Source organism: uncultured Phyllobacterium sp. (assembly GCF_902479695.1).
GTDB classification, from domain to species: domain Bacteria; phylum Pseudomonadota; class Alphaproteobacteria; order Rhizobiales; family Rhizobiaceae; genus Phyllobacterium; species Phyllobacterium calauticae.
The window spans coordinates 92,366-107,290 of the sequence record NZ_CABSQF010000006.1; the positions used below are offsets into that span (position 1 = coordinate 92,366).

13 protein-coding genes are annotated in these 14,925 nt (G+C 59.1%); 10 read left to right on the forward strand and 3 right to left on the reverse strand.

Going from position 1 to position 14,925, the window contains the following annotated elements:
• Positions 1–175: 175 nt before the first annotated feature.
• The 3 genes from RDL77_RS05820 (at position 176) to RDL77_RS05830 (ending at position 2,311) form a co-directional block, all read left to right on the forward strand.
• Positions 176–805: a DedA family protein gene (locus RDL77_RS05820; RefSeq protein WP_288192123.1), complete on the forward strand. Its 630-nt coding sequence runs from the start codon at positions 176–178 to the stop codon at positions 803–805.
• Positions 806–871: 66 nt separating this feature from the next.
• Positions 872–1,534, forward strand: coding sequence for a GntR family transcriptional regulator (locus tag RDL77_RS05825; protein WP_288192124.1), 663 nt, complete (start codon positions 872–874; stop codon positions 1,532–1,534).
• A gap of 87 nt (positions 1,535–1,621) precedes the next feature.
• Complete coding sequence (locus RDL77_RS05830; protein ID WP_288192125.1) at positions 1,622–2,311, forward strand: nitroreductase family protein; 690 nt, start codon at positions 1,622–1,624, stop codon at positions 2,309–2,311.
• Between the two features lie 16 nt (positions 2,312–2,327).
• Here RDL77_RS05830 and RDL77_RS05835 read toward each other — a convergent pair whose 3' ends face one another.
• The gene (locus tag RDL77_RS05835) at positions 2,328–2,594 is read right to left on the reverse strand and encodes a HigA family addiction module antitoxin (RefSeq protein ID WP_223614676.1); all 267 of its coding nucleotides are present in this window, start codon (positions 2,592–2,594) and stop codon (positions 2,328–2,330) included.
• Between the two features lie 259 nt (positions 2,595–2,853).
• Between RDL77_RS05835 and RDL77_RS05840 the strand changes: the two genes are divergently transcribed.
• The 7 genes from RDL77_RS05840 to RDL77_RS05870 all read left to right on the forward strand — a co-directional run bounded on the left by RDL77_RS05840 (position 2,854) and on the right by RDL77_RS05870 (position 12,171).
• The gene (locus RDL77_RS05840) at positions 2,854–3,576 is read left to right on the forward strand and encodes a FadR/GntR family transcriptional regulator (RefSeq protein ID WP_223614675.1); all 723 of its coding nucleotides are present in this window, start codon (positions 2,854–2,856) and stop codon (positions 3,574–3,576) included.
• A 108-nt stretch (positions 3,577–3,684) separates the two neighbouring features.
• Positions 3,685–5,190, forward strand: a complete 1,506-nt coding sequence (locus tag RDL77_RS05845) for an ABC transporter substrate-binding protein (RefSeq protein ID WP_288192127.1) — start codon at positions 3,685–3,687, stop codon at positions 5,188–5,190.
• Positions 5,191–5,262: 72 nt separating this feature from the next.
• Entirely contained in the window at positions 5,263–6,210 is a 948-nt protein-coding gene (locus tag RDL77_RS05850) for an ABC transporter permease (RefSeq protein ID WP_223614673.1), read from the forward strand.
• 2 nt (positions 6,211–6,212) lie between these two features.
• Positions 6,213–7,082: an ABC transporter permease gene (locus tag RDL77_RS05855; protein WP_374042670.1), complete on the forward strand. Its 870-nt coding sequence runs from the start codon at positions 6,213–6,215 to the stop codon at positions 7,080–7,082.
• 19 nt (positions 7,083–7,101) lie between these two features.
• A complete protein-coding gene (locus RDL77_RS05860) occupies positions 7,102–8,883 on the forward strand; it encodes a gamma-glutamyltransferase family protein (protein WP_288192129.1) in 1,782 nt (593 codons plus the stop codon).
• 4 nt (positions 8,884–8,887) lie between these two features.
• Positions 8,888–10,744 carry an ABC transporter ATP-binding protein gene (locus tag RDL77_RS05865; RefSeq protein ID WP_288192130.1) on the forward strand — a complete coding sequence of 619 codons (1,857 nt, stop codon included), beginning with the start codon at positions 8,888–8,890 and terminating at the stop codon, positions 10,742–10,744.
• A 527-nt stretch (positions 10,745–11,271) separates the two neighbouring features.
• The gene (locus RDL77_RS05870; protein ID WP_288192131.1) at positions 11,272–12,171 is read left to right on the forward strand and encodes a recombinase family protein; all 900 of its coding nucleotides are present in this window, start codon (positions 11,272–11,274) and stop codon (positions 12,169–12,171) included.
• Between the two features lie 97 nt (positions 12,172–12,268).
• Here RDL77_RS05870 and RDL77_RS05875 read toward each other — a convergent pair whose 3' ends face one another.
• Positions 12,269–12,973 (reverse strand): L,D-transpeptidase, encoded by a 705-nt coding sequence (locus RDL77_RS05875; RefSeq protein ID WP_223614934.1) that lies wholly within the window; start codon positions 12,971–12,973, stop codon positions 12,269–12,271.
• A gap of 321 nt (positions 12,974–13,294) precedes the next feature.
• A complete protein-coding gene (locus RDL77_RS05880) occupies positions 13,295–14,662 on the reverse strand; it encodes a dicarboxylate/amino acid:cation symporter (RefSeq protein ID WP_288192132.1) in 1,368 nt (455 codons plus the stop codon).
• Positions 14,663–14,925: the final 263 nt, after the last annotated feature.

The following is a 14,925-nucleotide window of genomic DNA, read 5'->3' on the forward strand; positions in this document are numbered from 1 at the left end:
CCATCCATGGTCGTTTGGCGGGGACACTCCGTGGCCTCGTGTCACCGCCAATACATTGCTCTGGAAGTTATGCTACAATTGCCGTAGAGGTTCTGGCGCAACAGGACCATCACAGGCCCGTGTTGGAGGAAAGACACTACACCGCCGACCTCGGCATAAAAGATCGTGAACTTGAATGCCTGCAGCCGATATAGCCGCCGAAGCGCCCGCAACCATCGCGACACTCCTGAGCTTTGGTCTCGTTGGTTTTGGGTCTCTGGCATTGCTTGAGAAGTTCATCCCGGTCATCCCCTCCTATGTCCTCTTCATGCTTCTGGGAATGACGGTGCCCGATGGCAACGGCCTGGGTCTGGCGATTCTCGTCACGACAATCGGCTCCGCTGCCGGGGCATTGGGCTGGTTCTCGCTGGGATGGCTGCTCGGACCGGAGCGAGCAAAGGCTATCGTGGCACGTTATGGCCGATATGTTTTCCTCAAACCGGCCTTCTATGAGCGGTTGACGAATTCGTATCGCAGCAATCATTTCTGGGTAACCCTGACCGGACAGGTCATTCCCACCGTCCGCATTTACCTCGCGCTGCCGGCTGGCGTTCTGCGGCTGGATCCGCGCGCTTTCACCCTGGCAACAGCAGTCGGCACCTTCCTGTGGAACACGCCGTTTCTTTGCCTTGGCTATGCGCTGCGCGGAACCCCCTACGACCCCATTCATGTCGGCTTCTGGGCATCCGTCGTCTTGTTCATTGCCGAGGGCTCGATCATCCTGTTTTTCAGCCTTCGCCGAAAGCGCCGCACCAGCCAAAGTTAGGATCTGGTCCCGATGCGCTCCGGCACAGGCTCGGTACAGACAACGACATGAGGGCAACATCGTACCATGCGTGACCCTGCACACGCTTCCACCGTTGAAAACGTGGTCACCGCCATTACCGCGCGCGTCCGCTCAGGCAATCTGGCGCCAGGTCAGCGCCTGACGGAAGGCGAATTCACCCAACGCCTCCGCGTATCGAGGTCGACGGTCCGGGAAGCCTTTCAGCGCCTGGCTTCCGACGGACTCCTGGCCTTTGAGCCCAATCGCGGGGTGACGGTCAGACAATTGTCGCGCAAGGGCGTGGATCAACTGTTTCAGGTTCGCGGGGCGCTCGAGGTCCTGGCGGTTCGTCTGGCCGCTCCGGTCATCCTGGCAGAGCCGGCAAAACTCCAGACCTTGCAGATGCAGCTGGACGATGCGGTTTTCGGCGGCGATATGCAGCGATTCTCGGATCTGAACCAAGAATTCCACGGCTTGTTCGTGACACGCGCCGGCAATGCGCTTCTGGCGGAAACCCTGCGTCGCCTCAACAACTCCATCTACTGGCTGCAGTTCCGCATGCTGGTTCACCGCCAGGAGGTGTTGAACTCCAATGCCCAGCATCAGGCATTGGTGAGCGCCATTCTTGACGGACAGGTGCAGCGCGCCGAGGCCATCATGCTCGACCATATCGAAGCGTCGCGCGCACTCATACAGTCGCTGACCGACGACCATTTCACCGCCGATTAGGAATAAGGCCAGCCTTGTACACGAAGAGGGATTGCTTCGCGAGAATTGTCTGACAATATAAGCGGACAATATGTGAGGATTTTTACCATGAGCCAAGCCAAGCCCACGGCCTACCAACCCATCCCCCTGCCGGACTATCAGGAATTGCCCGTCGACCTCATGCGCCGCAATGCGCTTGATTTCTACGAGGAAATTCGCCGTCGTCATACCGTGCGGGATTTCGATACAAGGCCAGTGCCTCGGGATATCATCGAAAGCTGCCTGCTTGCGGCGGGAACGGCACCCAATGGTGCCAATCATCAGCCATGGCATTTTGCCGTCATCGGCAATCCCGACATCAAGCGGCAGATTCGCGTTGCTGCGGAAGAAGAGGAACAGGCCTTCTATGCCGGCCGTGCCGGTGAAGAATGGCTCGAAGCCCTGGCACCGCTGGGAACCGACAGCAGCAAACCCTTTCTCGAAGACGCTCCCTGGCTCATCTGCATATTCGGCGAGCGAAAGAGTCGTTCCGCCGACGGGGTATTGCGCAAAAATTATTACGTGCCGGAATCGGTCAACATCGCAACCGGCTTTCTCATCGCAGCACTGCACAAGGCCGGGTTGGCCATGCTGACCCACACACCCAACCCCATGGGATTCCTGAACGAGATTTGCGGGCGTCCCGCACAGGACAAGCCCTATATCATGCTGGTTGTCGGCTATCCCCGTCCGGGCGCGACCATTCCGGCGCATGCGACCGAAAAACGGCGGCTGGAGGATATCGCAACTTTTCTATGATCCCATTCAGATCGGGCTAGGACGCCTTCTGCTGGCGATGCCATTTTGACTGCAGAATGAACCAGAGATCCGGCATGATACCGAGCGAACGCTCGATGCGCACGGCGATGTCGAGCGTGATGGGGTGCTGGCCGGCGATGATCGCGTCGATGGTTTCCACGGGAATGTCGGCGGCCCGGGCGAATCTCTCGCGTGAAAGCCCATGCGATCCGATACAGGCCGCCAGATGCTCGCCGGGATGGACGGCCCAGTGCGGATTCCATTGATCAGTTGTGGCGCGCATTTTCGTCACCGATTCCGTTTCGCTTCGGTGAAGGATTCCTACCAGCGCCTCATGTCAGACCGATGTAAAAAACATGGCTTCAAAGTGGCAAGTTGTGAACAAAAGTTTCAGCCGCAACACGTCTGATTCCAAGGGGTTAACCGGTACAAGCATGCCCACAATTTGAGCAGAAACATAAATGCTCAAAATAACATCTTGACGCCATCGGAAAAATACCGTCGACTGAACCAATATTACAATTGGTCCGGACCAATACCGCATGGCAAGCAACCAGTCCCAGGAAAACTCGAACTACGCGCTTGACCGGCTGCGCCGGCTTCTCGCATCCGACGAATTCGGAAAAGACGGCAAATTGCCAACCGAACGCGCACTGTCGGAATCACTCGGCGTCAGCCGCCGCTCGGTCCGGCGGGCACTGGAGGTGCTGGAAGCTGAAGGCCGGATATGGCGCAGGCAGGGTCAGGGCACATTTGCCGGACGCGAACCTGATAGCTGGGGCGAGCATGTCGATACCATCATCGCCGGCACGAACTTCATGGAAATCATGGAGGTCCGCTTGAGGATAGAACCGCAGCTGGCACAGCTCGCGGCCATGCGGGCCAAGAAAACAGACATCGACCGCATGCGTGAACTGGCGCTGAAATCGCGCGAAAGCCAGGATGCCGACTCGCATGAGCTGTGGGATGGATCACTGCATCGGCAAATTGCCCAGAGTGCCGGCAACCAGTTTTTCCTGACCATCTTCGATGTGGTCAACCGGGTGCGCCAGGATGAAGCCTGGCAGATCATCCGTGAGCGCGCGCGTAGCGGCAACAACGCCGCGGTGACATCCTATGACCACCACTCAGCCATCATCGATGCCATCGAATCCCGCGACCCGCTGAGGGCGGGCGAAGCCATGCGCCAGCACTTGCTGATGCTGCAGGAATGGCTGATCCGCCTGACATCGCTGGACGGATTCGAAACCAAACAGCCCGGATAAGTGCCGCAAGCACAGACCACCATCGCGATAAGGACCGGAAGATAACCGGCCATCAACACGGAACAAACAAGCGGATTTGACCGCTCTGATGAAAAGAGGAGAACTTCAATGCAAAAGACCAGACTTCTTGCAGGCCTGCTAGCCGGTATTCTCATTGCCGTGCCTGCGGGCGCCAGCGAATTGCGTATCGGCCTTCAGGACGATGCCGATGTCCTCGACCCGGCACAGTCGCGCACCTTCGTCGGCCGCATCGTCTATACGGCCCTGTGCGACAAGCTGGTCGATGTCAGCCCGACACTTGAGATCGTACCGCAGCTGGCGACGGACTGGAAATGGTCCGATGACGGTTCCGAATTGACCATGAACCTGCGCAAGGACGTGGTTTTCCACGACGAGACGCCGTTCAATGCCGCGGCCGTCGTCGCCAATATCCAGCGCTCGCAGACATTGCCGGAATCCCGCCGCAAGAGCGAATTGTCTTCCGTGAAGAGTGTTGAGGCAACGGGCGACTATCAGGTCAAATTCACCCTCAAAAGCCCTGATGCATCCCTGCTTGCCCAGCTGTCGGATCGCAGCGGCATGATGGTTTCGCCAAAGGCGGCAGCGGAACTGGGGGCAAACCTCGGCAGCAAGCCGGTCTGTTCAGGTCCCTTCAAGTTCGTCGAGCGCGTGCAGCAGGATCGCATCGTGCTCGAAAAATTCCCGCACTACTGGAATGCGGCCAACGTCTTCATCGACAAGGTGACGTTCCTGCCGATCCCGGACTCGACCGTGCGTCTTGCCAACCTGCAGTCCGGCGATCTCGACATGCTGGAACGGCTCGCCGCCACGGACGCTGCGGCGGTGAAAGCGGATTCGAAGCTCACCTATGCCGATGCGATCGGTGTCGGATATCTGGCCATGATCGCCAATGTGGGCAATGGGCCGCTCGCCGACAATCCGTTCGGCAAGGACAAGCGGCTGCGGCAGGCCTTCTCGCTCGCCATTGACCGCGAAGCTGTCAATCAGGTTGTTTATGAAGGCACGTCGGTTGCCGGCAACCAGCCCTTCCCGCCCAACAGTCCCTGGTATGACAAGGACATTCCGGTACCGGCCCGGGATGTTGAAAAGGCCAAGGCCCTGATGAAAGAGGCTGGGTTTGCAACGCTCGACATAGAATTTGCAACCCCGAACAATCCGGTGACCATGCAGAGAATGCAGGTCATCCAATCGATGGTTGCGGAGGCCGGGTTTAACGTCAAACTGAAGGCAACGGAGTTCGCAACGCTCCAGTCAGAACTACCAGCCGGAAAATTCCAGTTTGGCCATGCCGACTGGTCCGGACGTGTTGATCCCGATGGCAATCTGCGTGAGTTTGTCACCTGCAAGGGTGCCATCAATGATGCCAAGTACTGCAATCCTGAAGTGGACACCCTTCTCAACGCGGCCCGCAGTTCCACGGATAACGCCGCGCGCAAGCAGAAATACGATGCGGCGGCGCGGATTCTCAATGACGATCTGCCCATCATCTATCTTGGTCATCAGGCATGGATCTGGGCCCTCAAGAAGAACGTCACAGGCTTTGTCCCCTCCCCTGACGGCATGATCCGCCTGCAGGGCGTCAAGAAGAGCTAACGAAACGGCTTGAAGCGAAGCTGCAATGTTCTGCAGCTTCGCCGCCAGGCGATGCGTCAGGATTTTCAGCCCATGTATACCTACATCGGAAAGCGGCTTCTGCTGGCCATACCGACACTGATCATCATATCGATCTTTGCATTTTCGCTGCAAAAGCTGCTGCCGGGTGATCCAATTCTCGCAATGGCGGGAGAAGAGCGCGATCCGCAGGTGCTTGAACTCCTGCGGGATAAGTACCGCCTGAACGACCCTGTCATCGTCCAGTATTTCTATTGGGTCGGCTCCGCCCTCAGGGGCGATTTCGGCATATCCCTGCGGACCAACCAGCCTGTCCTTTCCCTGATTGCCGAAAAGCTGCCGGTGACCATCCAACTGGCCGTCATGGCCATGACGTTCGCCTTGGCCATCGGCGTGCCCATCGGAATAATAGCGGCGGTCAGGAAGAATACTGCCGTCGACTACATCGCCAATGTCGTCGCGCTCTCCGGCCTGTCCGTACCCAATTTCTGGATGGGCATCATGCTCATCCTGCTCGTGTCGGTGAAACTGGGCTGGCTTCCCGCATCGGGCTACGAGCCGTTCTTCAAGGACCCGCTGCGGTCGCTGCAGACAATGATCATGCCGGCCTTCGTTCTCGGGCTGGCACTGGCAGCAACTCTCATGCGCCACACCCGGTCGTCCATGCTGACGGTCCTGAGTGCCGATTACATCCGCACGGCCCGGGCCAAGGGCGTTTCCGAACGATCTGTCATTCTCCGACACACGTTCCGCAATGCGCTTCTTCCCATCATCACCATGACCGCGCTTCTCTTTGGTGAGCTGTTGGCGGGCGCCGTGCTGACGGAACAGATCTTTACCATTCCCGGTTTCGGCAAACTGATCGTCGATGCGGTTTTCAACCGGGATTACGCGGTTGTCCAGGGCGTTGTCCTTTGTACCGGAGCAGGCTTCATCCTGATGAATCTCGTCGCCGACGTGCTTTCCATCCTGCTCAACCCGAGAATGAGGGCCACGCTATGACGATGCAGCAGGCAATACCGGCAGCGCCCCAGCAAAGCCGTTCAGGCAACCGTGCATGGAAGAAACTGAAGGCGAACAGGAGCGCCCTCGCCGGGCTTCTGATTATCAGCGTCTTCCTGGTCCTCGCCGTCACGGCGCCGCTTTTACCCATAGCGGATCCCGTCGCCACCAGCTGGTCGGCCATCCGCAAGGCTCCCTCCGCCGCACACTGGCTGGGAACCGACGATATCGGTCGGGACATTCTTTCGCGCATGATCTGGGGCGCCCGCGCCTCGCTGATGGCCGGCGTATTCTCGGTGGGCATCGCCGTTGCCGTCGGCGTGCCGCTCGGACTGATATCCGGTTACTTCGGCGGCTGGATCGACATCATCATTTCGCGCATCACCGAGGCATTCCTTGCCATGCCGTTCCTCATCACGGCCATTGCGCTGGCCGCCTTTCTCGGGCCAAGCCTTGGCAATGCGATGATCGCCATCGGGTTTTCCGCCATGCCGCTTTTCGTCCGGCTGACCCGCGGACAGGTGCTGACCGTGAAAACCGAAGACTATGTGGAAGGAGCGCGCTCCGTCGGGCTCGGGCACTACCGGATCATCACCCGCTACATCCTGCCAAACGTGTTCTCGCCGCTGCTTGTACAGGCGAGCCTGACCATCGCGACCGCCATCATTGCCGAGGCCAGCCTGTCCTTCCTCGGGCTTGGGCAGCAGCCCCCCGCGCCCAGCTGGGGTTCGATGCTCAATGTCGCCAAGAACTTCCTCTCCCAGGCACCCTGGATGGCCATGTGGCCGGGTGCCGCCATCTTTCTCGTTGTTATCGGTTTCAATCTTCTTGGCGACGGCCTGCGCGACGCCCTCGATCCGCGCGAAGCATAATATCTGAAAGGACAATGCAATGACCCGTTTCACCACCCGGCCCGAGATTCTTGGAACCTTTGGCGTTGTGACATCGACCCACTGGATCGCCACCGCCGTTGGCATGAGCATTCTGGAAAAGGGCGGCAATGCGTTTGATGCGGCCGTGGCGACAGGCATGGTTCTGCAGGTGGTGGAGCCGCATCTGAACGGCGCAGGCGGGGACATGCCGGCAGTCTTCTACTCAAAGAAGAAGAACAAGGTCGAAGTCATCTGCGCACAGGGACCGGCGCCGGCAGGCGCGACAATAGACCATTACAAGCGTGAGGGTCTGGACCTTATCCCCGGCGACGGCCTGCTGGCCACCGTCATACCCGGCGCATTCGATGGCTGGATGCTGATGCTGCGCGACTACGGCACGATGTCGGTACGGGACGTGCTGGAACCGGCGATCTACTACGCCGAGAACGGTCATCCGGTTCTGCCGCGTGTCGCCGCGACCATCAGCGGTTTGGGCGAATTCTTCCGCAAGGAATGGCCGACATCCTTTACCACATGGCTGCCGGGCGGCACGGCACCGGCGCCGCATGCCAATTTCAGGAACCCCGTTCTTGCAGCAACCTGGAAACGCATCATTGCCGAAGCCGAAAGCAGGAAGGAACGCGAAAGCCAGATCGAGGCAGCGCGTGATGCGTTTTATCGCGGCTTCGTTGCCGAGCATATTGCAGACTATCTGCACAGCGCCGAAGTCATGGATGCCAGTGGCAGTCGCCACAGGGGAGTCCTGACCGCCGACGATATGGCGAACTGGCGCGCAACGATCGAAGCACCGCAAACCTACGATTATCACGGCTGGACCGTTGCCAAGACAGGCCCGTGGGGCCAGGGACCCGCCCTGCTGCAATCGCTTGCGCTGCTGAAAGGCTTTGACATTGCGGCCATGGACCCAAATGGCGCGGAGTTCGTGCACACGGTGGTGGAGGCGATGAAACTCGCCTATGCGGACCGGGAAGTCTATTACGGCGATCCAAAGCATGCCGATGTGCCGATAGACCATCTCCTGTCTGACGCCTACACGGATGAGCGCCGCAAGCTGATCACGGGAGAAGCCTCCCGCACGCTTCAACCCGGCAGGATACCCGGCTTTGACGCGCAGTATGACCTGACCATGCACATGTTGAAAGGCATGGGCGGCGGCGTTGTCTATGAGCCGACCATGGCGCACCTGTCGGAAAAGCGTGGGGATACGGTCCATATCGACGTGATTGACCGCGAGGGCAATCTGGTCTCCGTCACCCCGTCCGGCGGCTGGCTGCAATCCTCGCCCATCATTCCCGGTCTCGGCTTCTGTCTCAACTCGCGCGCGCAGATGTTCTGGCTGCGGGAGGGCCTGCCGACATCGCTTGCTCCCGGCAAGCGGCCCCGCACGACGCTTACCCCCACCATCGCCCTTTTCGAAGGACGGCCGGCCATGGCCTTCGGCACCCCCGGCGGCGACCAGCAGGACCAATGGCAGCTGCCATTCTTCCTGCGCCATATCCATCACGGCCTCAACCTGCAGGAAGCAATCGACCAACCGCTGTTCCACACGGCGCATTTCCCAAGCTCCTTCTATCCGCGCACGAGCGAGCTTGGAAACATCACCATCGAGACCAGTATCGGAGCCGATGCGTTGAACGCACTCAAGCAGAAGGGCCACCTGATCACCCCCGCAGACCCGTGGACCGTGGGCCGCCTGACCGCGGCGAAACGCGAAGCGGACGGGCTGTTGCGTGCCGCTGCCACCCCGCGCCTGATGCAGGCCTATGCGGCAGGACGCTGACAGGATGACGGTGAACCCTGTGACGGCTCCTTCAACCAACCACTCTTCCGGAGAGACAGCCAAACCGGTGCTGTCTGTCGAAGGGCTCACCACATCCTTCCTTGTCGACGGCAGCTGGAAAAGCGTGGTGCGCGATGTGTCCTTCGAGGTCATGCCCGGCGAGACCGTCGCCATTGTCGGTGAATCCGGTTCCGGGAAAAGCGTTACATCGCTCTCCGTCATGCGTCTGCTGGCAAAGGCAACCAGCCGCATCGAGGGCAATGTCGTTCTCAACGGCAAGAACCTTCTTTCACGCTCCGACCGGCAGATGCGCGATATCCGCGGTAACGATGTTGCGATGATCTTTCAGGAGCCGATGACCAGCCTCAATCCGATTTTCACCATCGGGCGGCAGATCTCGGAAGCCTTGACCTGTCACCGCGCGATGACACCGGCCGAGGCGCGGGCCGAAACCATACGCCTGTTGGAAAAGGTCCGCATTCCCAATGCTGCGGCGCGCTTCGACGAATATCCGCACCAGTTCTCCGGCGGGATGCGCCAGCGGGTCATGATTGCCATGGCGCTTGCAAGCCGCCCCAAGCTCCTCATTGCCGACGAACCGACAACGGCCCTCGATGTGACGATTCAAGGACAGATCCTCGATCTGATCAAGGTCCTGCAGGAAGAGGAAGGCATGGCGGTCCTCTTCATCACCCATGACATGGGTGTGGTCGCCGAAATCTCCGATCGCACCATTGTGATGTATCGCGGCGAAGCGGTCGAGAGCGGCCTCACCGCCGATATCTTCCATCGCGGCAAGCATCCCTATACGCGGGCGCTGCTTTCAGCCGTGCCTCGCCTCGGTTCAATGAAAGGACAGCACTGGCCACTGCGTTTCCCCATTGTCGACATTCAAACCGGCGAGACGACCGTTCCAGCCCCGGTGGCCGATACGGTCGACAAGCGCAAAACGCCGATCCTTGAAGTCAGGAACCTGACCACACGTTTCGATATCCGTTCAGGCATGTTCTCGCGCAAGACTGGCGCGATTCACGCGGTCGAGAACGTGTCATTTGACCTGTTCCAGGGCGAGACACTGTCCCTTGTCGGTGAATCCGGTTGCGGGAAGTCGACCACCGGCCGGTCCATCACCCGTCTCGTGCAGCCCAACAGCGGTGAGGTGATCCTCGACGGCACCAATGTCCTCAGCCTTGACCAGATCGCCCTGCGCACCATGCGCAAGAGCATCCAGATGATCTTTCAGGATCCCTTCGCCAGCCTCAACCCGCGCATGAGCGTCGGTGCGACCATCGCAGAGCCGTTCATCGTCCATCGGCTGGGAACCCAGAAACAGGCCCGCGAGAAAGCCGTGGATCTGCTTGAGCGCGTTGGCCTGTCCGCGGACATGTTCTCCCGCTATCCGCACGAGTTTTCCGGCGGGCAGCGCCAGCGCATCGCCATTGCCCGGGCACTTTCGCTCGACCCCAAAGTCATCGTTGCGGACGAGTCCGTTTCCGCGCTCGACGTGTCGATCAAGGCGCAGGTGGTCAATCTGCTCCTCGACCTGCAGCAGGATTTCAACCTGTCATTCCTGTTTATTTCGCATGACATGGCGGTCGTCGAACGGGTGAGCCATCGCGTGGCCGTCATGTATCTCGGCGAGATTGTCGAGATCGGACCGCGTGCGGCGGTTTTCGATAATCCCCAACACGCCTATACGAAGACATTGATGAATGCCGTCCCCGTGCCTGATCCGGCGCGGCGGGCCATCAAACGCAACACCGTAATCAGTGAGTTGAAAAGTCCGGTGCGCCCGGTTGGCTATAAAGTACCGCAGCGTGACTATGTGGAAGTGACGAAAGGCCATTTTGTTCAGCGGTGAGCGGATGTCTTGTCTCGTTGCCCCTGGTCGCCATGCTATACTGACGCCAAAATCAGTACAACGACCCAAACTGGCTCATCTGCCCTTCAAAAAACCCTCGCAGGGACTCGATTTCGGTATTGAGCCAACCTTGTCGAAAAACTGTTTGAAGACGCGTCAAACCATGAGAATATGGGTCAAAGCGAGAGCTGTCATACTCCGGAATGCGCATGATACTATAGATGCGATTTGAACGAATATCATTGTATTTATTGAATAATATTATCAAAAGCGCAGGCAAAACGGATTTAATTTCTGCATGATGGACTAGCACGGCGCTCCCGGCCGTCTACCCAGCAGGAATTATAGCAGATCCGGACTGTACGTGGATAAGTTATTTGCCTTTTCCACCCCCTCCCCTTCCATGGATGGCATGCCCCAGCGTCCATCATGAGGGCTTCCCGGCGCTCCCATTTGCGGGATGGGAGTACCGCCCAATCCCCACGTCTGGCATTGCAAGTTGCAGGACGGTTGCTAGGATCGCGGCCATGACCGCAGCACCCAGACCCATCTTGATTGGCTACGCCCGCGTCTCGACGGAAGAACAGGCCAATAATGCCCAGCTTTTGGAATTGAGGGCCGCGGGCTGCGGCACCATCTTCGAAGAGCATGGCTCGGGTGCATCGCGCGCCCGTCCCGTCCTGGCCCGCCTCCTGCGGGAGATCAACCGCGGTGACGTGCTGGTCGTGGTACGCCTCGACCGGCTGGCTCGGTCCGTCAGTCATCTCCTGACTGTCATCGAACAGCTGGAGGAAAAGGGTGCGCATTTCCGGTCACTGCACGACCCCATCGACACCTCGACGCCGCAAGGTATGTTTTCCCTGCAGGTTCTCGGCGCCGTGGCACAGCTGGAACGTGCCCTGATTTCCGAACGTACCAAGGCGGGGATCAATGCCGCCCGTGCGCGGGGCAGGCTTCCCGGCAATCCCGGCCTGCGTGAGAAGCAGCCCGAGGCATTGGCAAAGCTCGCCCAGGCCCGCAGGCGTGGTCATCTGGCGGACCTGACCGCTGGGATGTCATCCTGGCTGCCCATCGTGCGGCGTATGCGTCCCGAACACCCCTGGGACGAGGTGGCTCGCAGCCTGCGCCAACAGACCGGACAAATCTGGAATGCCGACCGCTTGCGCCGCTCGGTACGATTGCTGGTCAATGAAGGGCTTGCGGATGCACGCCTGATAGCCCCCTCCCCTCGCCGCACGCCGGAGGATCGGCTCATGATGCTGGTGACCGGCATTGCCAATGCCAACCCGGATTTGACCTTGCGCGACATCGCCGGTCAGCTTGAAGCCATGCACGAGCGGACGCCGCGCGGCGCAGCCCGCTGGGCCGCATCATCGGTCAAGAACCTCATGGACAGAGCACGCAAGCTCGGGCTCATCCGCGTCTGAACCCCACGCGCACAGACATGCCCATGAAAGCAATCAGGCCGGAGACGATAGGTCTCGGCCTGATACCCAACTCTGCAATGATTCCTAGAGGACTTCCCTACCCCACGACAACAGTGGCTTTGCCAGGCACGCGACTATAGAGATCGATAATATCCTGGTTGATGAGACGCACGCAGCCGGATGACATGGACTTTCCGATCGACCACCATTCCGGCGAGCCATGGATGCGATAGCCTGTATCGACACCATCCTTGTAGATGTAGAGCGCGCGCGCACCCAACGGATTCTGCGGTCCGGGTTCCATGCCGTTTTCGAATTTCACCAGTTCAGGCTTGCGCTGGATCATCTCGCGCGGCGGCGTCCAGCGCGGCCATTCCTTCTTGTACTGGATGTTGGCGCGACCGCTCCACAGGAACCCGGCCTTGCCGATGCCAACGCCGTAGCGGATGGCGTCACCGCCCGGCTGCACCAGATAGAGGAAACGCTCCTGCAAGCGCACGACGATTGTCCCAGGCTGCTCGCCTGTCGGATCGACGACGATCTGCCGCCGGAACTCGGCCGGAACCTTCTGATAGGGAATCGCCGGGAGCGAATATGGCCCCTCCTGCACCGCGGCGTACATAACGTCGGGAACCGTGATGGATTTATCCACGCTGATCTGCGGCCGAATACTGCCGGTCGACATGGTGTCAACGCTCATGTCGGGAAGCTCGAATGTCTGCGAGCATCCGGATACGCCGAGAACTGCGAGGGAGCCTGCGCCCAGCAAGAGATGGCGCCGGGAGATGGCGGGAGTGTGCAGACTATGGTTGACTGCCTGATTACGCTTGGACAACTCGGTACTCGCTTACAACTGTGGCAATTGCGTAAAACTCTATGGAAGTGTGGTTTACAAAGAGTGAATCGCCCACGATGTATTTTAACCATAAGGCACGCGCGCAAGGATTCAACGGGTTGACAGCTGTCAACTGATTCCAGATTCACCGCGCAACTGGCATGGTCGGCGCTTACACAGCCATGTGCTGCCCAATCCTAGCGTCCGAATCGGGAGGCAGTTGACAGCTGTCAACGCCAAAAAGAAAGCGCGGCATCGCTGCCGCGCTTTATCCAACTGCAGATGTCCTCAGGCTGCAGCGGGCACGGCAGCCGGATCAATCACGTCAATCGTCGTCGTGCTGTCATAACGGTCCTGATCGAGAATTCCCTGTCGCTTGGCGACGATCGTTGGAATCAGCGCCTGTCCCGCAACATTCACCGCCGTGCGGCCCATATCCAAAATCGGATCGACCGCCAGCAAAAGCCCGACACCCTGCAAGGGCAAACCCAGCGTGGAGAGCGTCAATGTCAGCATGACAATCGCGCCGGTCAGCCCTGCGGTCGCCGCGGAACCGATGACCGATACAAAGGCGATCAGAAGATATTCCTGAACACCCAGCGGTATGTTGTAGAACTGCGCGACGAAGATTGCGGCGATGGCAGGATAGATGGCAGCACAGCCATCCATTTTCGTCGCCGCTCCCAGCGGTACGGCAAAGGCCGCATATTCCCGCGGCACCCCGAGATTGCTTTCCGTCACGGCTTCGGTGACCGGCAGGGTTCCAATCGATGAGCGGGAGACAAAACCAAGCTGGATCGCCGGCCAGGCTCCCGCGAAAAACCGGGCCGGATTGAGACCATTGGCCAGAAGCACGATCGGATAGACCACAAAGAGCACCAGTCCAAGACCGATGTAGACCGCAGCGGAAAACCAGCCCAATTGTGCCAGCGTTTCCCAGCCATACTGCGCCACCGCCGTGCCGAGAAGCCCGATCGTTCCGATTGGCGTCAAGCGGATCACCCACCAGAGAATCTTCCGCACCACAGCCAGCAGCGCGCGATTGAAATCAAGAAACGGCTCCGCCACCGATCCGACGCGCAGCGCCGCGACCCCAACCACAATGGAGATGATGACGATCTGCAGCACGTTGAAAGACAGATACGTGCTCGCCGAACCGCCGGTCACTTTGGTCGATGCCTGCAGGCCGAGCATGTTGGAAGGAACGAGCCCTTTCAGGAAATCGAGCCACGAACCGGTTGACGACGGAGCGGAGGCGGCAGAGGCAAGAACGCTGGAATTGATTCCGGGCTGGATAACAAGTCCAAGCGCAACGCCGATCACCACCGACACCAGCGCCGTAATGGCGAACCACAGCAGCGTTTGCCAGACAAGAGCGGCTGCATTGTTGAGCGCGCGCAGGTTGCTGATGCTTGCCACGATCGCGGTGAAAATCAGCGCCGGAACCAGTGCCCGCAGGAGTTGCACGAAGATTGATCCGACGGTCTGCAGCGTTACGCTGAGCCAATTCGGATTGCCTGTCGCATCGGGGCCAAGATTACGGGCGACGAGGCCGAGCAGGAGCCCGATGATCATCGCGGCAATAACCTGAAAACCAAATGAACGGTAAAAGGGCTTTGGACCGGCCGGTATGGGACCAGAAGATGGCTTGCTCATTTCAACTATCTCACTAAGGGAACACAAGGAATCGGGTCGCCTCGGCGACTCCTGCAAAGGGCGCCAACCTATCATCAATCAATGCCCCCACAGAACAATCGGTTCCTGAATTCAGGTGCTCTCCAACTGTTTCTTTCCAGAAACAGCGCGATTCATGGCAAATAATTCCCTTGCACTAAAGTCGCATTTACGCGGCAGCGATCCCTAGCTAACAATACAACCTCAAATTACGTACGAAATATATTCTATTTAAAATTGTATTT